Source organism: Dactylosporangium sp. NPDC005572, from assembly GCF_040605515.1.
GTDB lineage: Bacteria > Actinomycetota > Actinomycetes > Mycobacteriales > Micromonosporaceae > Dactylosporangium.
The window spans coordinates 1-20,898 of the sequence record NZ_JBEXCY010000125.1 but is presented as its reverse complement, the minus strand read 5'-3'; the positions used below and the strand labels follow the sequence as shown (position 1 = coordinate 20,898).

Here is a 20,898-nt window from a genome sequence, read left to right as displayed (position 1 = left end):
TCCTCCGTCAGACCGCAATCGACAGGATGCGTCGGGGGTTGTGAATCATGATCTGGTCGAGCTGTTCGTCGGTGACGCCCTTGGACTTCAGGCGCGGGACCCAGCTGGTGAACATGTAGTTGAGGTTGACCTTCTCGTTCTCCAGCTGCGGGTCGGACTCGGTGACCGTCGCCCGGGGGTTGAAGAACCAGCGATCGAACGAGAGCACGATGCGATCCAGGTAGCCGTCCTCGATGAGCTCGATGAGGGCATTGGCCATCGCCTCGTCCAGCTCTTCCGCGCTGCCGACGCGCCAGGGAATGCCGATGTGGTCCAGCTGGACGTTCGCGCCCATCTTGAGGACCTCGCGCATCATGTTGACCTGCGGCGGCACGAAGGCATGGCCGATGATCACCTTGGAGAGGTCCATGCCGACCTCGTCGAGGATCTCGAGCTGCTCGCGTCCCGGGTTCGTGACCTCGAAGTCCATCGGGTCGATGTGGGTGTTGATGCCGCAGCCGGTCTCCATGGCCGCCCTGCCGGCCGCCCGGATCAGGCGGTCCTCCACCTCGTGGACGTGGCGGCCGTACGCGCCCACCGGGCTCGGCTTGGGGAAGACGCTCTCCTGGCCGGTGGCGATCTTGATGGCGCCGGCCTTGTACGGCGTCTGCTGCCAGGCGAACACCATGCCCTCGGTGAGGTCGCGCACGAAGAACTCGGTGAGCTCCTCGATGGTCTGCCGGCGCCAGTAGTACGGCACGCCCATGCGTTCCGGGAAGAACCCGGTGATCGCCACGACGTTGATGCCGGTGCGCCTGGCCACGTCCACCATGAACTGCGGGTGGCGGCCGACCTCGGCCGGGGTCATGTCGATGAGGGTGTTGTACCCGTTGGGGATCATGCCGTCGACGATTTGACCGCTGACCCGCTCGACGGCGGCGGGGTGGTCGAACACGGTCCGGTGGTCCAGCTCGGCCCCGGGGTACCCGTAGAGCAGGTGCTCGTGGGTGAGGATGCGGCCCGACTGCTCGGCCGGGACGTCACCGAGCACGGTACGGAAGATCTGCATGACGAACTCTCCTTCGACGTCGGTGAGCGGCGGCTCAGCCGGCCAGCTCGGTCCGCAGCCGGGTGAACATGGAGGGAAGGGCATCGGCGTCCACCGCAACGCGGTCGGGATCGATGTCGAGGACGAGCTCCCGGACCAGGTGGGCGCCGGAGCCGCTCGCGAAGATGGGCACCTCCGCGCCGCGCAACCGGCGCAGGAGGGACACCTGCTCGTCGCTGACCGCCGGGCGGCCGGCCACCGTTCCCGGCACTACCAGTGCATCCACGTCCTCGGACACGACCTCGTCCGGGACCGTGTCCCCGAGGACCGGGTAGCCCAGGTGGCTCTCACACGGACCCTCCCCAGGACCGACGACCTTGACCTCCGCCCCCTCCTCCCGGGCGCGCAGGACCGGGTACCAGAACTCGAGCTCCTGGTAGCCGTCGAAGGCGAAGACGACGATCGAACGGTTGGACAACGTCATGAGGAATGACCTGGCCTCTCGAGAGAACTGGTCTAGTACATGAACCAGTTGCAGTTTGCCACACGAATGATTGACTGGGAAGGTCGTCAGGAACCGGACCGAGCCGCTATGAAGCCGCGGTGAACCTGTCGAGGGCGTGCGCCGCGGCCCCGAGCAGCGCCGCGTCCTCGTCGTCGCCCACGTGGTGCACCGCCGTCCGGGCCCAGCGCGGCCGGATACGGTCCCAGTGCGCTCGCACCGCCCGGCCGAACCACGTGTCCGGGGCCAGGCTCGCGCCGGCCAGGACGATGCGCTGCGGATCGTGCGTCGCGACGATCGTGCGCAGGCCGGCGGACAGGGCGACCGCAGACCGGTCGAGCACGCCGGCCGCCCGGCCGTCGCCATTCTCGGCGGCGTCCTGCAGGTCTCCGGCGTGCAGGACACGCCCGCTGTGTGCGCGCGCGGCGAGCAGGGGACTCAACCCGTCCTCCGCGAGGGCGTTCGCGGCTTCGGCCAGAACCCGTCCGGAGACCAGCGCCTCAAGGCAGCCGGTGCCGCCGCAGGGGCAGCGGGGGCCGTCGACATCGATCACCACGTGGCCGAAGTCGCCGGCTCCGCCGAGCCCGGGGTCCAGCGAGCCGTCCCTGATCACCGCTCCGCCGATGCCGGTACCCATGGTCAGGACGGCGGTCGTCCCGTGCGGCCAGCGCGCCGCCACGCCCAGCGCGGTGGCCTGAGCGTCGTTGAGCAGATAGGTGGGCAGCGGCAGGTGCGGACGCAGCGCCGCCGCGACGTCGGTCCCGTCGGTGAAACCGAGGTTGAGCGCGGTACCGACGATGCCCTCCTGCACCACGCCCGCGAGTCCCACGCCCACCGCCGCCGGAGGCTGCGCCAGGTGTGCGGTGGTGCGCAGGACCAGCTCGGCGACGGTGACGTACTGCTCGGCCAGGCTCGGCGGCTTGGCGCGGCGGTCCTTGCGCACGATCCGGCCGCCCGACACGGCGGCCGCCCGGATCCAGGTCCCGCCCCAGTCGACGGCGGCCACGACGATGTCGTGACCGCCGTCGACCGTGAGGTCATTCAACGCAGCCCGGCCGGTACTCGCCGGCCACCGAGAAGAGGCACGAGGCGGGCTCGTGGCTCATGTTGTAGAACGAGTGCGGCGTGCCGGCCGGGATCCGCACACCGTCCCAGGGGTCCAGCTCGACCCACTTCTTCGTGCCGGTGAGCTCGACGTGCAGGTTGCCCGACTCCACGAAGATCACCTTGTCGGCGCCGTGGCTGTACACGTCGCTTCGCTGGCCGCCCAGGAACGACATCTTCCCGGCGGTGAGGTGCTCGGTACTGGCCAGGATGCCCACGAGGATCTCGCGGCCCCGGGTGAAGCCCTCCATGCGCCAGAGGATGTCGGCCTCCCGGATCATCCAGGTGGTCTGCTCCCGCGGCGTGTCGCGGGCCATCGGCCAGTTGCCGAGCAGCTCGTCCTGGCCCTGCTTCGGCGGGCCGTCGAGCGGGGGCTGGGCGCGCGCGTAGGCGCCGCCCGTTCCGGACTTCGGGGCGGGCTGGAAGAACTCCAGCATCCGCAGCTGCACGTTGCTGTGGTTCCACTGGTAGTGCCAGGTGTCCTTGCGGAAGAAGATGGCCTCACCGGGGTTGACCACGAAGACCTCGCCGGTGACCGGGTTGCTCTGGACCATACGCCCTTCGAGCACGTAGAAGAGCTCGTCCGCGCCGAACACGGTCGGGTGGGCGGGGGAGGAGATCGCGGAGCCGTTCGGCGGCATGCCGACGATGTTGAGGTTCATCGTCGCGTCGTCGGCGTAGAACCAGTCGCACAACCGACCGGTGGTCTCGTCACCCCACGTGCGCCGCTCGAGGTCTCGGTAGCGAAGGACCTGCGGCTCGCGGATGCTCTCGTCTGTCATGTCGCCCTCTCGTGCCAACTGGTCTGTATTCTAGACCAGTCTGGAGGACCGGGTCGTGCGTGTCAATCGAATCGGCCCTGCATGGTAAGGGCGCTGGTCTTGGTTATCGTTCGGGTTCTGTTGGTCGGCTTGGGTGCGGCCGCGGTGGATGGTTAGGGCGACGTCGTGGCGGGGTGCGCGATGTTGGTTGGGGCTGCCGGGTGGGCGTCCGGGGCCTGGCCGGATGGGGTTGGTGCCTACGTTGGCCGGTTTGTCGTACCTATGTGCTAAACATGTCGGCATGCCCCGCCGCCGTGACCCGGACGCGCCCCGAGTGGTGCACCGCACCGCCCGGATCGGCCTGCGCACCACGCGAGCCCAACGCGACCGCTGCTACGGGCTCCTGCGCTCCGCCGGCGATGTCTGGGCCTGCGCCTTGGAGCTGAACTGGTGGCGGTGGCGGCGGGGCCACATGCCCGTCGTGTCCTGTCAGGCGTTGTTCAGGGAACTCGCCGCCGCCGGACCCGGCACGTTCGATGACCTGGACAGCACGGGTGCCCGGTCGGTGCTGCGCCGCTACTCCGACGCCTGGTTCGCCACCGCCAAACGCCGCAAGGCCGGCGACCTGACGGCCCGGTATCCACGGCGCCGCCGAAGCTTGGTCCCGGTCCGCTACTACCACGGCACCTTCACCCTCCAGCACCGCCGGCTCCGGTTGCCCACCACCGCCGGCCGGGCACCGTTGTGGTTGCGCCTGGACCGGGCCGCGCCCTACCCGGCGGAGCAGATTCGGTCCGTGTCACTGCTCGCCGACGGCGGCCGCTTGTGGGTCGAGGTCACTGCCGAAGTCCCGGTCGCCACCTACGCCGACTGCCAGGCGCCCGACCCCGCCCGGGTCGCCGGCGTCGACCTGGGTGTCATCCATCCCTATGCCGTCGCTGGCCCGGACGGTGCCGGCCTTTTGGTGTCGGGGCGGGCGATCCGCGCCGAACACCGCATGCACCTCACCGACACCAAACAGCGGTGCCGGGCCACCGCGAAACGTGCCCCAGCACCGGGACAGCGTGGTTCCCGGCGGTGGCGCAAAACCCGCCGCCGCGCCCGGCTCATCGAAGGACGGCATCGCCGCCGGGTGCGGCAGGCCGGGCATGAGGCGGCGAAGGCGGTGGTCGCGTGGGCGGTGCGGCACCGGATCGGGACATTGACCGTCGGTGACCCCCGCGGTGCTCTGCAGGTGAAGGCCGGTCATCGGCACAATCTGCGGTTGCGGCAGTGGCAGGTCGGCCGGGCGATCGCGGTGTTGCGGGACAAGGCCGAACTGGCCGGGATCACCGTACACCTGGTCGACGAGCGCGGCACCTCCTCGACCTGCCCGACCTGCTGGCAACGCATCCGCAAACCCGCCGGGCGGACGACGGTCTGCCCGCACTGCGCAACGTCTGGGCACCGCGATCTGGTCGCGGCGGCCATCATCGCCACCCGTACGCCGGGCGGCGGATCAGCTCCACCCACGGCGAGTCTGTCGCGGGTGGTCACGCACCGTCGAGCGGGACGGCACCTCCCCGGTGCCGGACCGTCCCGACGTGACCCCCGCCGCCCACCACCAGCAACAAAAGTGGTGAGTGGCAGAGGGTCGGTTGGCCGGCTGCGGCCCGCCCCACCACCCACCGTGATGGGGAGTCGCTCGACCGCATCATGCGGCGAGGAACCATAACGTCACCAAGCCGGTGAACGTTGGCGGTCACAGCACTAGGATGCAGCGCACACGAACAACCGAGGAGTGGCAGCCGTGGTGAAGGCACTCGACCTCAAGGTCTCCCCGGCCCGGGTGGACGGCCGCAACAACGCGGTCGAGGCCTACCGTGCGCTCCAGGAAGCGCTGACCGTGGGCCAGTTCCCGGCCGGCACCCGGCTGCCCGGTGAGCGCACCCTGGCCACCGAGCTCGGGGTCAGCCGGGCGACGCTGCGGCAGGTGCTCAGCGCCCTGGCCGATGCCGGACGGATCGTGCCGTCGCCGCAGCGCGGCTGGTTCGTCGCCGAGAACCGGCTCGTGCACGAGCCCAACCGGCTGCGCGGGCTCAGCGAGGTCGCGCGCGAGCGCGGCATGGAGGCGACGTCGCGGGTCATGCGGGCCACGGTTCGTCCGGCCACCCTCGCCGAGGCGGAGGTCCTGGGCATCGACACCTCCCAGCCGGTGGTCGACCTGCGCCGGGTCAGGTTCCTGGACGGCTCGCCGCTCAGCGTCGACCACTCGTGCCTCGATGCCGCCCGGGTACCCGGCATCGAGGACGTCGACTTCACCGGCCAGTCGCTCTACGACGTGCTGCGCGACCGGTACGACATCGCGGCCAGCCGGTGCGACTACGAGCTCGCGGCGGAGGCGGTCAAGGCGCGCGAGGCCAAGCTGCTCGGCCTGGAGCCCGGCGATCCGGTGCTGGTCGGTTACCAGAAGACCTTCGACCAGCACGACCAGTGCTTCGACGTGGGCCGCCAGCTGTACCGCGGGGACGCCTACCGGTTCCAGGCGTCGCTGTTCCGTTTCTAGCCCTTCATCGCGCCCGATGCCATTCCCTGCATCAGCCGCTTCTGTACGAAGAGGAAGAAGATCACCACGGGGATCGTGAAGATCACGCTCGCCGCCATCACTCCGCCCCAGTCGGTGTAGTAGCTGGAGAAGTACTGCTGCAGGGCGACGGGGAGCGTTTCGATCTCGGGCCGCTGCATGTACGTCGCCGAGAACATGAGCTCGTTCCACGACGTGATGAACGCGTAGACGGAGCTCGCGGCCAGCCCCGGCCAGGCCAGCGGAAACACGATCGACCAGACGGCGCGCAGCCGGCTCGCCCCGTCGACCAGGGCGGCCTCTTCGAGCTCGAACGGGATCTCCACGACGAACGAGCGCAGCATGAACGTGCACAGGCCCACGGTCAGGGCCAGGTGGCTCAGGGTCAGCCCCTGAAACGTGTTGAGCAGGCCGGCGTTGCGGAACAGCGTGAACAACGGGATGACGAGGATGGTCTGCGGCAGCAACTGCGTGACGAGGATGACGACCGTGAGGATGTGCCGGGTCCGCAGCCGATAGCGGGCCAGGGCATAGCCCGCCAGCAGGGCGATCAGGCCGGTCAGCGCCGTCGTCGCCACGGCGACGATGAGGGAGTTGCGGAACTGGGTGGGGATGTTGCCGTCGAGCAGGTGCGTGTACCGCTCCACGGTCGGCGACGTGACGATGAACTGCGGGGTGCGGGTGAACAGCTCGCTGTCGGGCTTGAACGACGTGACCAGCATCCAGAAGAACGGGAACAGGCTGCTCACCACGATCACGGCGACGAGCAGGAACAGCGCGCCACGGCGCAACAGTGACGTCATCGAACGTCCTCTCGGTTCAGCCGGACGTACAGCACGCTCACCGCGGCCAGCATGAGGAACAGGACCACGGCCATGGCCGCGGCGGAGCCCTGATCGAGCTGGGCGAAGGCCTCGAGCCAGGTCAGCAGGGACAGCACCTCGGTCGAGTGGTCCGGGCCGCCGGGCGGTGTGGTCATCACCAGGAAGTGGTCGAAGGACTGGTACGCCCAGATGGTCGAGATCGTGGTCATCACGACCAGCAGGGGACGGATCATGGGCAGCCGGATGCGGCGCAGGATCTGCCAGGCGCTGGCGCCGTCGACCCGGGCCGCCTCCACCACTTCACCGTGGGTGCCGCGCAGCCCGGCGAACAGGGAGACCGCCACGAAGGGAACCGAGTGCCAGACGACGGCGACCGTGATGGCCACCATGGCCGGTGTACCCGTGCTGAACCAGGAGTACCCGTTGAAGGAGTCGAGGCCGAACCAGTTGACCAGCAGCCAGTTGACCACGCCGTACTGGTCGTCGAACATCCACTTCCAGACGATGCCTGACGCGACCCGCGGCATGGCCCAGGGGAGCAGCACAATGACGCTGAGCACCTTGGCCGCGCGGGGTGCGGAGTCGAGGACCAGGGCAATGGCCAGGCTGAGCAGGATCGTGGCGACGACCACCGCGGCCGCGAACAGGGTCGTGCGCAGCAGCGCGGCGGTGTAATACGGGTCGGCGAAGATGTCGCGGTAGTTCTTCAGCCCGACGAACGGTCCACTCTGCAGATACTCGCCGTCGTGGAACGACAGCCAGATCGTTCGCAGTACGGGATATCCGACCACGCCGGCGATCACCGCGAGCAGCGGCGCCAGAAAGGCCCACGGCAGGAATCGCTTCTCGAAGCCTTGCTGTCCGCGCACGAAGCGCCGCTCGCGCAGCGCCCCCGGGGTGACCGAGGACGCTGCGCGACGGATTGTGGTCTTCACATTCTCAACCAATTGCCTGGTTCACCTGGTCTGCGAGTTCCTTCATGGCGGCGTCGGCCGTCTTCTTGCCGCTCATGATCGATTGCATGGCGTTCACGATGGAGTTGGCCCCCTCGACCTTCCCCCAACTTGCCACCGGGGGAATGGAACGGGTGTGGTCGGCCTGGTCGGCGTACGCCTTGAACAGCGGGGCGGAGAACGACCCGGTGGCCTTCTCCTGGGCCAGCGCATCGTTCGTCGCCGGGAGCAGCCCCAGGTTCGAGGTGACCGGCACGAGGTTTTCCTTGCTCATCATGAACTTCACGAAGTCGTTCGCCACCGCCTTGTTGTTGCACTCGCGGAACACGGCGAGGTTGCTGCCGCCGGCGAACGTGTCGTTGTTCCCGCCCGGCCCCTTGGGCAGGACGGCCGTGGCCAGCTTGCTCTCCAGACCGGGGTTCTGCTTGAGGATGGTCCGCAGGTCCCACGACCCGCCGACCATCATCGCCGTCTGGCCCAGGCCCATGGACTTGTCGACGTCGGCGGCGGTCCAGGCCGAGGCGCCGGCGGGCGACAGTTTGTCCTTGGTCAGCAGGTCGGAGTAGAACTGGAACGCCTGGACGGACTGCGTCGAGCCGGCCTCGGAGACCCACTTGTCGCCGCTCTGCTTGGCGATCTCGCCGCCCCAGTTCCAGATCAGCGGCAGGTAGTACCAGTGCGCGCCGCCGATGATGCCGAACCCGTTGACGCCCGGGTTCTTCGCCTGGACGGCCAGGGCGGCCTCGCGCAGCTCCTCCCAGGTGGCGGGGGCCGCGGTCTTGCCGATCCCCTCCAGCATGTCCTTGCGGTAGATCAGGGCGCGGACACCGGTGTCATAGGGAACGGCGTACGACTTGCCCTTGAAGATGGTCGACTCGATCATGCCGGGCACGTAGGTGCCCTGCAGCGTCTTGGGGTCGTCGGCGTATACGTCGAGGGCGTTGAGCGCCGCGAATTCGGGGGTCCAGGTGTTGCCGATGAGCGCGACACAGGGAACGCTGCCGCCGGCGATCGAGGTCAGGTACGTCTGGTGTGCGTCCTTACCGAGGAACCGGAGGTTCACCTTGGTCCCCGGGTGTGCGGCGGCGTAGTCGTCCGCCAGCTTCTGCATGATCGGCTGCTGGGCGTCCCCGATGGGGTCGCCCATCCAGAAGTCGATGGTTCCCTTGATCTCGCCCGAGCTGTTTGCGCCCGAGTCGCTTGCCCCGCCGCAGGCGGCGAGGGCCAGGGCCCCCGTCAGCCCGATGGCCACGGCGACACGGCCGCGCCATAAGTTCCTTGCACGCATCGCTGCTCTCCTCTGCTGGGGGACCGAAGACCTGCCAAAGCGCGGGGTACGCGGTGCCTCCGGACCTGTCAACCTGCCCGGCTGTCTGACAGCCCTATAGGTTGTCCCTCAGGGTGCACCGTGGTCGGGTGGATCGCAAGGGCCTCCGCTCTGTTCGTTACGAGTTTCCTTGCGTCCGGGGCCCGCGGTTTGGTACACACGCGGGAGTGGTCGGTTTCGGATTGCCGCTGGTCAGGGGGGTGTCGGCCGGTCGCGAAGCGGCTCGGAAGGATGAACGTGTAGTAACACGACTCAGTATCTTGACCTTGTGCTAGCAGGTCAAGAATGGTTTGGTCGTAGGCATGTTCCTGCGGTTCACGTCGCGGACCAACGCCGACGGCGCGGTGGTGCGCTACGTCGCCCTGGCCCACAACCGGCGGGTGGACGGGCGGATCAAGCCGGACGTACTGATGAGCCTGGGCCGAGTGGACCAGGTTGACGTGGCCGGGCTGCAGCGGCTGGCCGCGTCGATCAGCAGGCACTTCGGTGGCGGCGAGCCGGCCGGCGCCGCGCCGCTGAACGTCGTCGATGTCCGGACCGTCGGAGCCACCTGGCTGCTCGACGGGCTGTGGCACCGCCTCGACGTGGGCGCGGCGGTCCGTGCGGCCACCGGCGCGCGGCGGTTCACCGCCAACCTGGAACGGGTGTTGTTCGCGCTGGTCGCCCACCGGGCGGTGGCCCCGACGGGCGGGCTGTCGGCCGCCGAATGGGTGCGCGAGGAGACCGCCGTACCGGGACTATCCACGATGGACGATGAGCACGCCCGCCGGGTGATGGATCTGCTCGTGGACGCGGACACGCAGGCGCGGGTGCAGGAGTCGCTGTTCCTCGCCGTGGCCGACCGGCTCGACGTGTTGTTCTTCGACACCATCCGCTTCGAGTGCGACGACGGGGAGCGGATCGTCGTCGGCCTGGCCGTGACCAAGGAAGGCATCCCGGTCCGCTACTGGTGCTGGCCGGGTGGCGCCGGTGACGACTCCGTCCCGGCCGAGGTCCGCGACGACCTGCTGGACCGGCATCCGGGCCGGGTCATCACCGTGGTCGAGCGCGGCATCTCCGGCGCGGACGACCTGGCCGGCCTGCGCCCCGCCGGCGGACACTACATCGCCGGGATGCGCATGTGCGACGGCAACCGCCTCGTCGAGGCGGTGTTGTCCCGCCCGGGCCGCTACCGGTACGTCCGCGACGATCTGCGCGTCCGGGAGGTCCGCCTCGACGGTCAGGACGCCCGGTTCGTCGTCTGCCACGATCCGGACCAGGCGCAGCGCGACCGCCGGCAGCGCGACGAGGCAGTCGGCCACCTCCAAGCCGAACTGACCCGGATCGCCGACCAGTGCGCCCGGGACGAAGCCGCCCGCGTGCGGGCCGAGTGCGCGCTGCGCGACCACCCCACCCTCGGCCGCTGGCTGCTCCGGTCGCCCGGCGGACGCCTGAAGGTGGACCTGGCGAAGGTCAGGGCCGACGCCAGGCTCGACGGCAAGTACCTCATCGCCACCTCCGACCCGCACATCAGCGCCGAAGACGTCGCCCTGGGCTACAAGAACCTCCTGGAAGCCCGTGACCTCAAGGCACAGCTGCTGCCGGGGCCGGCCGCCCACCGCCCGGGACACCGCATCCGCGCGCACGTGCTGATCTGGTGGCTGGCCCTGCTGCTGACCCGCGTCGCCGAGCACTCCAGCGGGCAAAGCTGGCGAACCATCAACCGGCAGCTCGGGCGGGTGGCCCAGGTGACCCTCGCCGGTCCGGCCGGCAGCGTCACGCAGACCACGCCGCTGGGCCCCGAGCAGACGGCCATCTACCAGGCGCTGTCCATCCAGCCGCCGGCCCGGGTCACCGCGTCCGCACCCGGTCGCCGAGGAGCTCGCGGGCGTTCTCGCTGAACACGGCCGACCGATGCGTGTCGCCGAGGTACTCGGACAAGAGGGCGAAACGCTCGGCCACCTCGTCGAGCGACGAGAACGGGAAGTCCGTTCCGAGTACGACCCGCGTGTCGTCGATGAAGGACAGCAGCGCGCCGAGGTCGGCCGCGGTGTGGGACAGGGCGGTGTCGTAGCGGAACGCCGCCAGCGCGCGCAGGACGCCCTGCGGAGCGACGGCCGCGAGCTCCGGCATGCCTTCGGCCAGCACCATGCGTGGAGCGACGACCGGCATCGCGCCGCCGCAGTGCGAGAAGACCCACCGGATTCGCGGAAATCGGCGCGGCACATCGGTGAGGAGCAGGTTCGTGATGAGGCGCGTCGAGTCGAAGAGGTACTCCAGGACCGACGGCCGGATGGGGATCTCGCCCTCGGGCCACCACGCGGGCAGCACCGGGTGTACGTGGACGAACGCACTGCGGTCGTTCAGGGTCTCCAGCAGGGCGTCGAACTTGGGATGGCCGACGTACGACCCGGCGTAGCTGGTGAGCAGGCCGACGCCGACGAACTCCGGCCGGTCGAACACCCGCTCGACCTCGGTGAGCGCGGCATCGACCGAGGGCAGCGGCAGGCAGGCGACCGCCGCGAACCGCCCGTCGCCGTCGCGGACCACTTCGGTCAGCTCGTCGTTGGTGTCCCGGCACAGGGCCGTGGTGAATGTCTGATCGCCGAAATAGAACCCGGGTGAGGCGACGGACAGGACGGCCAGGTCAATGCCCAGCCGATCCATCATCCGGACCGAGTCCGCCGGTTCCCACACCGGAAACGGGGCGCCCGGCTGAGCCTGGACTCCCAGCGCCGTCAACCGGCGGACATAGGACGCCAATGGCGCGTGGTGGTGAAAGTCGACGATGGTCATGACACCAGCTCTCGGACGGCGCGAATGGTTCGCAAGAGGTCTTCGGGCCCGCCCGCCTCATGGCCGTTGAACTGCCACACGGTCATCTCCTTGGGCCCGGCATAGGCATTGTAGGCGGCAAAAACGGTGGAAGGCGGGCTCACGACGTCGTGCAGGGCGACGCAGAACCGGCCGGGACAGGTGGCCCGCCGGGCGAAGGACACGGCGTCGAAATAGGCGAGCGTCTCGAAGGCGCGCTCCACCGAACCGCGGTGGGCGGCCAGCCATTTGACGATCTCCCCATGAGGACTGTGGTCCGTCACCTGTACCGCACGCCGGAACGCGGACAGGAACGGCACATGCGGCATCGCCAGCCGGACATCGTCGCGCAGGCCGGCGGCCACGAGCGCCAGGGCACCTCCCTGACTGCGTCCCGTCACCGCGATCCGGTCGCGTGCCACGGCCTCGTGGGTCGCCACGGCATCGACGAACCGGTACGCGTCGGTGAACAGGCGGCGGTAGTAGTACCGCTCGGGATCGAGGATGTCCCGGGTCATGAACCCCGGCGCGGACGGGCCCGCCCCGTGCGGGTCCGCGGTGTGGCCGGCCCGCAGGGCGCTGCCCTGGCCGCGGGAGTCCATGATGGCGTGCGCGAAGCCGGCACTGGCGTAGGCGAGCGACTCGACCGGGTGCCCGCGTCCGCTGCCGTAGCCCAGGTACTCCACCACGAGCGGCAGGGGGCCGGTTCGCTCGTGCGGCAGCAGCAGCCACCCCCGTACGTCGTCCCCGGCGTATCCGCCGAACGTGACGTCGTACACATCAACGGTCCGAACCAGGGCGTCCACCTGCTCGAACCGCGGATCGAGGGGATGAGCGGCCTGTTCGCGCAGGGTCCGGCCCCAGAAGGCGTCGAAGTCCCCCGGCTCGGGGTGCGGGTACTCGTACCGCACCAGTTGATCGAGGGGAAGGTCTACCTGCATTGAGCGACTCCTGTCGGGCTGTCGGACAGGAGTCTAGGCAATGGCGGCCCCGCCGGGGAAGGACAACTTGTCATGCAACCTGATAGCCTGCCAGGCGGGCGAAGCCAGAAGCTACAAGTGGAGGTGCGGGCATGGCGCGGACAGTCGCCTCCGGGTACGACATCGTCGCCGTCGCGGGCGACCCGGAAGAGCGGGGATACCAGTACGGTCTCGCCGCGCGGACCCGGATCGAGCACGCGTTACGGACCTATGTCGACGTGTTCATGCATTACGCGTCGTGGGACTGGGCAACGGTGCGGCGACACGGACTCCGGTTCGCCGGTCCCATCGAGGACTTCTCGCCGGCGTCCGCGCGGGAGATCCGGGCGATCGCCCGCGGGGCCGGCGTCGAGGTGGCCGACATCCTGGCCCTGAACACCCGCAGCGAGATCATGTTCGCCGCTCCCGGCCGGGCCCGGGCGGTGGCATCCACCGAGTGCACGTCGTTCGCGCTGACCCGCGAGCGCACGACCTCCGGTACCGCGCTGATGGGCCAGAACTGGGACTGGATCGAGGGTGCGCGGGAGACCGCGATCGTACTGCAGGTGCGCCGGGACGACGGCCCGGACTTCGTCACGGTGGTCGAGGCCGGGATGCTGGCGAAGGTCGGGATCAACTCCAGCGGGGTCGGCCTGTGCACCAACACCCTCATCTCGGACGGGGACGAGGGCCGGTTCGGCGTTCCGTACCACGTGCTGCTGCGATCGGTGCTCGACAGCGACAGCGGTGCGGAGGCCGCCAAACGGATCCAATCCACATCACGGGCGAACTCCGCAAACTATCTCATCGCCGACGCGGGCGGGTTCTGCGCGGACGTCGAGACCGGACCGGGCGACGGCGCGTGCGGCGTGATCACCCCCGTCGGCGGTGTGGTCACGCACGCCAACCACTTCCTGGTCGACGGTCTCACGGGGGTGGACCGCTATCTGGAGCGCAAGGCGCACACGCGCAACCGGCTGCACCACCTGACCGCGCGCGTGGAGCAACACGACACCCACACGATCGAGAGCCTGCAGGAGGCGCTGGCCGACCACGCGGACGCGCCGTACAGCGTGTGCCAGCACCCGGACGCGGCCCAGCCCGTGGCCGAGCGCACCTGCACCATCGCGGGGATCGTGATTGATCTTGCGGCTCGCTCGCTGGTGTACGCCGCCGGCAGCCCGTGCGAGTCGACCTGGTCAGCGCCGGTGCGTATCGATGGCTAGTTCTGACCGCCCGGCTGCCCGACAGGCTGTTAACCTGGCAGCCGTGAAGGTGATCCCCGTCGCGCAGCGCACCGCCGCGGAACACGTGCGATCGCAACTCGTCGAACTCATCGAGTCGGGTGAGTTCGCGGTGGGTCAGCGGCTGCCCTCCGAGGCCGAGCTGTCCAAGTCGTTCGCGGTCAGCCGCTCGGTGATCCGTGAGGCGCTGCACAGCGTGAACGCGCTCGGTCTCACCCGTTCGTATGCCGGCAAGGGCACCTTCGTCGACGCGCAGTTCGCGCCGTCGCAACTGCTGACCGGCAAGTACCTGCCCCGCGACCTGCACGAGGTCCGCCGGACGCTGGAGGTGCCCCTGGCCGCCCTCGCGGCCGAGCGCCGTTCGCGGACCGACCTCAAGGCGATGACCGCGCTGCTCGTGCGGTTCCGTGATGAGCAGGACCCCTCCATCCGGGTCGGCATCGATGCCGACTTCCACGTGGCCATCGCCACCGCGACCGCCAACCCGCTGTTCCCCCGGCTGGTCTCGGAGCTCCGCTCGGTCCTGCAGGAGCAGGCCATAGCCGCGGCCGCCGTACCGGGCCGGGCGATCCAGGCGGCCGACGAGCACGACGCCATCCTCGCCGCCATCGCGGAGCGCGACGCCAACGCGGCGGCCAATGCGATGAAGCTGCACCTGGCCGCCGTGGAGGACACCGTGACCGCGCCCGGGCGCCGGAAATAGCCGTCACGCACGCGCCCGGTGTCGTGTGGGTTGTGGTCGGTGCGCGGGGTCCTTGAGATGATCCGCCCATGACGACTCACGGGGCCCGTGCCGGCGGGTGGGCGCCCGTTGCGGCGCTGGCGGCTGTGGTGATGTGCCTGGCGGCCTGCTCCGGGCCCGGCTTCGGTGAGGTCCTGACCGCCGCCGGTTGGGCGCCCGACGGCGGCGTCGTGGCGGCGACGACGCTCAGGGAACACCCGGCCAAGCTGTACTCGGGTGCGGCCGGGGGGAAGCTTCGGCAGCACCCGTTCGAGTACTGCCAGCCCGACACGATCCCGTCGGTCTTCCCGCTCTCCGGTGCCCGGGTGGGCCTGACCGTCGCCTGCGGTGAGGCTCAGCTGGAGGCGGAGCGCAACGGGCTGTCTGCGCGGGACACCGTCCGGCTCGTCTCGCTGGAACTGTCGACCGGTCGCGTGGAGCAACTGGCCGCCGTCGTTGCCGATCCTGCGGAAGCTCGCGTTTCGATCGAGGACGGTGTCTGGTCCGAGTCCGCCGGGGCGGGATTTGTGGGGTACTCGAGCGGATGCTCCGGCATCGGCCGGCTGGACAGCGGTGGTGGCGTGCGACCGTTGGCGCTCACGGTGCCGATGCCCGGTGGGTCCGTGTCGCTGGCCTCCGACCTGCCACCACCCGGCGGGTCCGGCTGCGCCGCACATGCGCTGGCTCGCCGACCCGCGATCACCGCCGACGGGGAACACCTCGCGTTCTTCGCACACCGTTGCGACGGATGGTGCACCGGCTTGCCGGACTTCAACGGCGAATGGTTCGTCGTGGTCCACGATCTCGTCCGGCAGACGGTCCGGGTGCTGCCGGGCGGATTCAGCACGCCGTATGCGTTGGCGCTGACCGACTCCGGCGCCGTCGCGGTGAGCGCCCGGCACCGGGGCGAACCCGGCGTGTGGCTGTGCTCGAACGGCCCCGATACGGATTGCAGCAGGCCGAAGAGGCTCGCGGAAGGGATCTTCTTCTCCGCCAACTTCCGGGCCGACGGTGCTCGGCTGATCGCCGTGAAGTCCGGCGAGCGGCAACCGGTACAGATTGCGGTCAAGTAGGGGCGGTGAGACGGCTGCCCGCACGGCGTCAGCACCTCGGTGTGAATCCGGAGGTGACCGGCCGCGGAACATCCAGCCAATTCTCAGGTAACAGCGATACCGTCAGCGCCCTCAGGTCAGCTTCGTGCATCGGGAGGCGACGATGTCGGACCACGCCGCGACGGAACTGTCGACCACGCTGGAGGACGACCGATCACCGGTCGCCCGGCTGCGGCAGGCCGAGCTGCGGATCGCATACCTGGAGGGCCAGGTCGACACCCTGCGGGAACAGGTCGCGGCGCTGGAGTCCGCCGACGAGCACCGCCGGGCCGAGCTGGCCAGCGCGCAGGCCGAGGCGGCCGAGGCGCAGGCCGCCGGGCGTGAGGCGCAGGCCCGCGCCGAGGAGCGCCGGCACCTCGTGGACGAGCTGCGCGTCCAGCTCGACGAGGCCCGCGCCGCGGCCGCGGAGCACGACGACGAGGGCGGCAAGGGCTTCGGCTGGCGGTCGCGACGCCGAGAGGCCCGCAAACCGTCGCGCTGACGTCGCGCGCTCGTGCCCCAGCTGCCCGCCGCGCCTCCGTCAGCCTGGTGCCGCCAGGCCGCAGCGGTGGGCGACGTCGACCGCGTCGCGCAGCTCGCCGCGGCGGGCCAGCGCCATCGCGGCACGGCCGGCCGCCAGCCACGCGCTCTGGGCGTTCGGCACCACGTCGAGCATGGCGCCGAGCAGGTCCAGGTCGCCGGTCTGCTCGGCGAAGCGGGCCACGGCGACGACCACTCGGTCGTGGCGGTCGCCGGCGGCGGTCGCGGCTGCGGCCGGTACCGCCGCGAGAGCCTCGGCGTCGAGCACCGGTAGCACGGCGTCGACACTCCACTGCCCTTCCGCGAACACGCCGGTCAGCAGTCCGGCGAACAGGTCGTGGTCCCGGGCCGGCAGGCCGGTGCGGACGGCGAGGCGGGCCAGCAGCCGGCTCAGCTGCGGCCCGGGCCGGCCGTCGGCCGCCTCCGCGAACAGCCGGTCGGCTGGGGTGCGGTCGCCGGCGTCGCTGCCGCCACGCGTCAACGGGCCCGTCGGCGGCGTAGCACCATGAGTACGACGCCGCCCGCCAGGAGGAGCAGCCCGACGGTGAGCACCCGCAGCCACCACGGCCACGGGCCGCGATCGACGCCGGTATCGCGTACCTGAAGGTCGCCGGTACGGGCGGTCGCCAACTGGACCGTGTCGATCCAGTGGTCGTTGCCGGGCTGGAGCCGGGCGAGGACCCGGGCCGGCCCGGTCGGCGGCACCGAGACGATCGTGTCGCCGTTGCTTGCCAACAGGTCCGCGCCCTGCCAACCGAGGATCCTGGTCGCGTTGGTGTCGAGCGGCGTGGACACTTCCGTGGGCAGGTCGAGGACCGCCAACCCGCTCGGCGACCAGTATCCGGCCGCCCAGGACGGGCTGCCCGCGGCCACCCGGAAGAGCGCGAGCCGGCTGCCGTCGGGTGACCAGGCGGCCGGCCCGCCGAGCCGGTGCCCTTCCGGCAGCGGGACGACCGTGCTCCCACCGCCGGCGGTGAGGAGGCGCAGCTCGGTGGCGACCTGGGCGGCCAGCGTCCGGCCGTCGGGGGAGAACGCCGCGTCGAGCACCCCGCGCTGCCCGGCGACCGTGGACGTGCCACCGGTGGCCAGGTCGAGCACTGTCAGTTCGCCGTCGGCGGCGAGCGCGATCCGGGGGTCGCCATGGCTGTCCGCCCGGTACGGCGCGGCGGCGTACGCGAGCCGCATCGAGTCCGGCGACCAGGCGAGCAGTTGCACCGCCGAGCCGGCCGGCACCCGGTAGCTGCGGGTACGGCCGGTGGTCAGGTCAACGATCGCCACATCGTGGACCGGCCCGCGATCGTCGGCGACTGCAACCCTGCTGCCGTCGGGGGACAGCAGGACGGGCGCCGCCGGTGACTTCAGCAGAGGGGCCTCGACCGGCCGGCCGCGCCTGCTGGCAAGGTCGATCTCGCGGTAGGTGCGCCCGTCCACCCCGACGGCGATGAGCTGCGGGGTCTGGAAGGGCAGGTCGCCCTGCCCGTACCCGTAGACGGCGATCGCGGGCCCGGCAGGCGCGGCGGAGACGGTGGCGGTGAGGTAGGAGTGGTCGGCGAAGACGCGCGGCAGCGTGGCGGGGCCGGCGGCCGGTGCGCTCGGTGCCGCCGGCAGGCGCACCAGCCCCACCGCGAGCAGCAGCACCACGACCGTGGCGGCCACGAGCACGGGCCGCCACGATCGGCGAGCGGGCCGCGGCCTGACGGGCGGCGCCACCGCGGGCACAGGGATCGCCTCGACGAGTTCGTGGACGGCGGCGCGCAGGCGATGGTCAGTGGTCATCGAGGTGCTCCCGCAGTGCGGAGTGGGCCCGGTGCAGCAGGGACTTGACGGTGCCCGGCCGGCAGTTCAGCGCGTCGGCGATGTCGGCCTCGGACAGGTCGAGGTAGTAGCGCAGAAAGATGGCCGCCCGGTGCCGCGGACGCAGCCGGGCGAGGCCGGCGCGGACGGCGATCGCGTCGGGCCCCAGCGGTACGAGCGGTTCAGGCTCAGGCTGGCCGGCGTGACGGTTTTCCAGCCGTCGGCGACGCACCCAGGAGGTACACCTGGACACGACGGCGCGGCGCAGCCATGCGGTTGGTTCGCGGACGTCCGGACGGTGCAGCAACGCCAGGAACACCTCCTGCACGACGTCCTCCGCCGCCGGTACGCTGCCGGTCGTCACGCACGCCAGCCGCACCATGGGGGCGAACTGCGCCGCGTAGAGCGCGTCGAAGTCGCCCCGAACGGCCGGTTCGGAAAGCACGGTCACCTCTTGCAGGCGCACAGCAGCCGCGATCGGTTCCACCCCGCCCGGAATCACCGACCCCGGCCCCGCGCCTGTCAGGGGCCGCGCACGGACATCCCGGTGTGGTCTACCGAGTCAGAAGTTTGCTTGCCGAGTCGAGGAAGGCGGCAACCAACGGGTTGGCGTCTCCCCGGCGCGTGGCGACGACGACCTGGCAGGGCTCGATCCCCTCGACCGGAACGGTAGTCAGGTCGTCCCGGAGGGTGACGCGCCGGTCGTCCGCCGGGATCAATGCGATCGCCCGGCCGTCGGCGACCGCTTCCAGCTTGTCCTCGAACGTGTCCACCAGCATCGGGCCGAGGGGCGCCGGGCCGCCGTCGGGCCGCGGGTCCAGGCGCCAGAAGCCGGTCCACAGGGAGGCCATGCCGGCGCAGGCCACGAGCGGCTCGTCGGCGAAGTCGCCGATCGTGACGGCTTCCTTGCCGGCCAGGCGGTGGGTGACGGGGACCAGCAGGGCCCGGGGCTCGTCGTAGAGCGGGGTCACCCGCAGGCCGTCGCCGGGGATGGGAAGCGGCGTCCGCAGAACGAGGGCGTCGACGTGGCGGTCGGGCAGCGCGCGGGCCTGGTCCCAGTCGAGGTGGTGCGTGCGGACGTGGGCGTCGGGTTGACGGCGGCGCAGGTCGCGGACCGCGGGCGTGATGACGAGGTCCTCGACGTACCCGATGGTGATCGTGCGAGGCGGCGCCGCGGCGCGGGCGGTGAGCACCGCCTGCTGGGCGGTGTACAGGAGCTTCTGGGCCTGCGGCAGGAAGGCCGCGCCGGCCGCGGTCAGCCGGCTGCCCTGCGTGGTGCGCTCCAGCAGCCGTACGCCCAGGGCGTCCTCCAGGCGTTGGATCTGACGGCTCAGGGAGGGCTGGGCGACGAGCAGTTCCTCAGCCGCCCTGGCGAAGTTCAGGTGCTCCGCGACGGCCGTGAAGTAGCGGACCAGCCGAAGGTCCAGATCAGGCACACCGCGAGCCTACTCGTCATGTCATTCCTGCATGACGGGGTGCGGAACGGGTCTTGGACGCCCATCACGAACGGGAGTTGACTGGCTCTTGTCCAACTTTTCCGGAGGAATAACCATGTATATGGACAAGAAGGTCGTCATCACCGGTGGCAGCACCGGATTCGGCTTCGCGGCGGCGCGGCTGCTCGCCGACGGCGGCGCCCGGGTGCTGATCACCGGACGTGACGAGAAGGCCCTGGACGCCGCCCGCGAACGGCTCGGCGTGAACGCGATCGCGGTCCGCAGCGACGCCGCCTCGCTGTCGGACATCAACGCGCTGGCCGATACGGTCAAGGCCGAGTTCGGTACGGTCGACGCGCTGTTCGCCAACGCGGGCGTCAACGGGTTCGCGCCGTTCGAGGCGACCAGCGAGGATCTCTTCGACCAGCTGCTGACCATCAACGCCAAGGGCCCGTACTTCACGGTCCAGAAGCTCGCGCCGCTGATGGCCGAGGGCGGCGGCGTGGTGCTCACCACCTCCGTGGCCAACGTGCTCGGACTGCCGATGCTCAGCGCCTACGCGGCCAGCAAGGCAGCCGTGCGCTCGATGACCCGCAGCCTGGCCCGCGAGTTGCTCCCCCGCAAGGTTCGCGTCAACGCGGTCAGCCCCGGCCCCATCGACTCCGGCATCCTGGAGAAGTCGATGCCGGCCGAGGCCGCCGAGCAGACCAAGGCGCAGATGGCCGCCGACAACCCCATGCTGCGCCTCGGTACCCCGGTCGAGGTCGCTCGCGCGATGCTGTTCCTCGCCTTCGAGGCCACCTACACGACCGGCGCCGAGCTGGCCGTGGACGGCGGCGGCTCGCAGCTCTGAGCCGGAACTGCGCGCGGCCTCGAGGAGCTGTCGCTCAGTACAGAGTGATGATCAGGTCGAGGTCGCGCGCGACGACCCCGCGGCAGTGTTCGGCGAACGCGCGCAGTTGGGCCAGTACGCGGGCGAAGGCATGCTCGTCGTCCTCCTCGCGATGCACCTTGTACAACCCGAGGTCGTCCATCTCGACGACCGAGAACTCCGCACGGACGGCGGCAACGTCCAGCGCGTCGATCCGCTCCACCGCCGCAGCCAGGAACGCCGTCGTCGAGCACCGCCACGCAAACCCCTGACCACTCGTGGCGTGCGTGGCAAAGGCCTGGTCACCGGCAACGATCCGGTAGGCGACCGTCCGCTCCCGCTCCTCCCACGTCCGAACCGCGCGGTACGCCACCGGGTCGAGCAGGTA

At 70.4% G+C, this 20,898-nt stretch carries 22 protein-coding genes; 8 read left to right on the top strand and 14 right to left on the bottom strand.

Going from position 1 to position 20,898, the window contains the following annotated elements; genetic code table 11:
* Positions 1-7 precede the first annotated feature (7 nt).
* The 4 genes from ABZS66_RS40305 to ABZS66_RS40290 all read right to left on the bottom strand — a co-directional run bounded on the left by ABZS66_RS40305 (position 8) and on the right by ABZS66_RS40290 (position 3,415).
* On the bottom strand, positions 8-1,048 hold the full coding sequence (locus ABZS66_RS40305; RefSeq protein ID WP_354767312.1) for a hypothetical protein: 1,041 nt from the start codon (positions 1,046-1,048) through the stop codon (positions 8-10).
* 34 nt (positions 1,049-1,082) lie between these two features.
* The gene (locus ABZS66_RS40300) at positions 1,083-1,511 is read right to left on the bottom strand and encodes a DJ-1/PfpI family protein (protein WP_354767310.1); all 429 of its coding nucleotides are present in this window, start codon (positions 1,509-1,511) and stop codon (positions 1,083-1,085) included.
* Positions 1,512-1,617: 106 nt separating this feature from the next.
* Positions 1,618-2,574 (bottom strand): ROK family protein, encoded by a 957-nt coding sequence (locus ABZS66_RS40295; RefSeq protein ID WP_354767308.1) that lies wholly within the window; start codon positions 2,572-2,574, stop codon positions 1,618-1,620.
* Positions 2,567-3,415: a cupin domain-containing protein gene (locus ABZS66_RS40290; RefSeq protein ID WP_354767306.1), complete on the bottom strand. Its 849-nt coding sequence runs from the start codon at positions 3,413-3,415 to the stop codon at positions 2,567-2,569. Before ABZS66_RS40290 ends, ABZS66_RS40295 begins: the two co-directional genes overlap by 8 nt.
* A 280-nt stretch (positions 3,416-3,695) precedes the next feature.
* On the opposite strand from ABZS66_RS40290, the gene ABZS66_RS40285 reads away from it, so the two are divergent.
* Positions 3,696-5,108 carry a transposase gene (locus ABZS66_RS40285; RefSeq protein WP_354767304.1) on the top strand — a complete coding sequence of 471 codons (1,413 nt, stop codon included), beginning with the start codon at positions 3,696-3,698 and terminating at the stop codon, positions 5,106-5,108.
* A 75-nt stretch (positions 5,109-5,183) separates the two neighbouring features.
* The gene (locus ABZS66_RS40280) at positions 5,184-5,939 is read left to right on the top strand and encodes a GntR family transcriptional regulator (protein WP_354767303.1); all 756 of its coding nucleotides are present in this window, start codon (positions 5,184-5,186) and stop codon (positions 5,937-5,939) included.
* On the opposite strand, the gene ABZS66_RS40275 is transcribed toward ABZS66_RS40280, so the two are convergent.
* From ABZS66_RS40275 to ABZS66_RS40265, 3 genes are read right to left on the bottom strand one after another with little or no spacing between them, the layout of a single operon-like run.
* The gene (locus ABZS66_RS40275) at positions 5,936-6,760 is read right to left on the bottom strand and encodes a carbohydrate ABC transporter permease (protein WP_354767302.1); all 825 of its coding nucleotides are present in this window, start codon (positions 6,758-6,760) and stop codon (positions 5,936-5,938) included. The two genes, ABZS66_RS40280 and ABZS66_RS40275, sit on opposite strands and share 4 nt — an antisense overlap.
* On the bottom strand, positions 6,757-7,716 hold the full coding sequence (locus tag ABZS66_RS40270) for a sugar ABC transporter permease (RefSeq protein WP_354767300.1): 960 nt from the start codon (positions 7,714-7,716) through the stop codon (positions 6,757-6,759). Before ABZS66_RS40270 ends, ABZS66_RS40275 begins: the two co-directional genes overlap by 4 nt.
* A 4-nt stretch (positions 7,717-7,720) precedes the next feature.
* Positions 7,721-9,022: an extracellular solute-binding protein gene (locus ABZS66_RS40265; RefSeq protein WP_354767298.1), complete on the bottom strand. Its 1,302-nt coding sequence runs from the start codon at positions 9,020-9,022 to the stop codon at positions 7,721-7,723.
* A gap of 341 nt (positions 9,023-9,363) precedes the next feature.
* On the opposite strand from ABZS66_RS40265, the gene ABZS66_RS40260 reads away from it, so the two are divergent.
* Positions 9,364-10,941 carry a hypothetical protein gene (locus tag ABZS66_RS40260; protein ID WP_354767296.1) on the top strand — a complete coding sequence of 526 codons (1,578 nt, stop codon included), beginning with the start codon at positions 9,364-9,366 and terminating at the stop codon, positions 10,939-10,941.
* Here ABZS66_RS40260 and ABZS66_RS40255 read toward each other — a convergent pair.
* The gene (locus tag ABZS66_RS40255) at positions 10,892-11,836 is read right to left on the bottom strand and encodes an amidohydrolase family protein (protein ID WP_354767294.1); all 945 of its coding nucleotides are present in this window, start codon (positions 11,834-11,836) and stop codon (positions 10,892-10,894) included. The two genes, ABZS66_RS40260 and ABZS66_RS40255, sit on opposite strands and share 50 nt — an antisense overlap.
* Positions 11,833-12,795, bottom strand: coding sequence for an acetylxylan esterase (locus ABZS66_RS40250; protein ID WP_354767292.1), 963 nt, complete (start codon positions 12,793-12,795; stop codon positions 11,833-11,835). The genes ABZS66_RS40255 and ABZS66_RS40250 overlap by 4 nt, the downstream gene beginning before the upstream one ends.
* Positions 12,796-12,926: 131 nt before the next feature.
* On the opposite strand from ABZS66_RS40250, the gene ABZS66_RS40245 reads away from it, so the two are divergent.
* From ABZS66_RS40245 to ABZS66_RS40230, 4 genes are all read left to right on the top strand, one after another.
* Positions 12,927-14,039 carry a C45 family peptidase gene (locus tag ABZS66_RS40245; protein ID WP_354767290.1) on the top strand — a complete coding sequence of 371 codons (1,113 nt, stop codon included), beginning with the start codon at positions 12,927-12,929 and terminating at the stop codon, positions 14,037-14,039.
* Positions 14,040-14,082: 43 nt separating this feature from the next.
* On the top strand, positions 14,083-14,760 hold the full coding sequence (locus ABZS66_RS40240; RefSeq protein WP_354767288.1) for a FadR/GntR family transcriptional regulator: 678 nt from the start codon (positions 14,083-14,085) through the stop codon (positions 14,758-14,760).
* 209 nt (positions 14,761-14,969) lie between these two features.
* Complete coding sequence (locus ABZS66_RS40235) at positions 14,970-15,851, top strand: hypothetical protein (RefSeq protein WP_354767286.1); 882 nt, start codon at positions 14,970-14,972, stop codon at positions 15,849-15,851.
* A 142-nt stretch (positions 15,852-15,993) separates the two neighbouring features.
* Positions 15,994-16,371, top strand: coding sequence for a hypothetical protein (locus ABZS66_RS40230; protein WP_354767284.1), 378 nt, complete (start codon positions 15,994-15,996; stop codon positions 16,369-16,371).
* Between the two features lie 39 nt (positions 16,372-16,410).
* On the opposite strand, the gene ABZS66_RS40225 is transcribed toward ABZS66_RS40230, so the two are convergent.
* From ABZS66_RS40225 to ABZS66_RS40210, 4 genes are read right to left on the bottom strand one after another with little or no spacing between them, the layout of a single operon-like run.
* Positions 16,411-16,890 (bottom strand): hypothetical protein, encoded by a 480-nt coding sequence (locus tag ABZS66_RS40225; RefSeq protein WP_354767282.1) that lies wholly within the window; start codon positions 16,888-16,890, stop codon positions 16,411-16,413.
* The gene (locus tag ABZS66_RS40220) at positions 16,887-18,185 is read right to left on the bottom strand and encodes a WD40 repeat domain-containing protein (RefSeq protein WP_354767280.1); all 1,299 of its coding nucleotides are present in this window, start codon (positions 18,183-18,185) and stop codon (positions 16,887-16,889) included. The genes ABZS66_RS40225 and ABZS66_RS40220 overlap by 4 nt, the downstream gene beginning before the upstream one ends.
* Positions 18,175-18,705, bottom strand: a complete 531-nt coding sequence (locus ABZS66_RS40215; protein ID WP_354767278.1) for a sigma-70 family RNA polymerase sigma factor — start codon at positions 18,703-18,705, stop codon at positions 18,175-18,177. Before ABZS66_RS40215 ends, ABZS66_RS40220 begins: the two co-directional genes overlap by 11 nt.
* Before the next feature lie 52 nt (positions 18,706-18,757).
* On the bottom strand, positions 18,758-19,639 hold the full coding sequence (locus tag ABZS66_RS40210; RefSeq protein ID WP_354767276.1) for a LysR substrate-binding domain-containing protein: 882 nt from the start codon (positions 19,637-19,639) through the stop codon (positions 18,758-18,760).
* A 115-nt stretch (positions 19,640-19,754) separates the two neighbouring features.
* Here ABZS66_RS40210 and ABZS66_RS40205 point away from each other — a divergent pair, with 115 nt between their 5' ends.
* Complete coding sequence (locus ABZS66_RS40205; RefSeq protein ID WP_354767274.1) at positions 19,755-20,492, top strand: SDR family oxidoreductase; 738 nt, start codon at positions 19,755-19,757, stop codon at positions 20,490-20,492.
* Between the two features lie 34 nt (positions 20,493-20,526).
* Here ABZS66_RS40205 and ABZS66_RS40200 read toward each other — a convergent pair.
* On the bottom strand, positions 20,527-20,898 hold a 372-nt coding region (locus tag ABZS66_RS40200; protein ID WP_354767272.1), incomplete at its 5' end, for a hypothetical protein.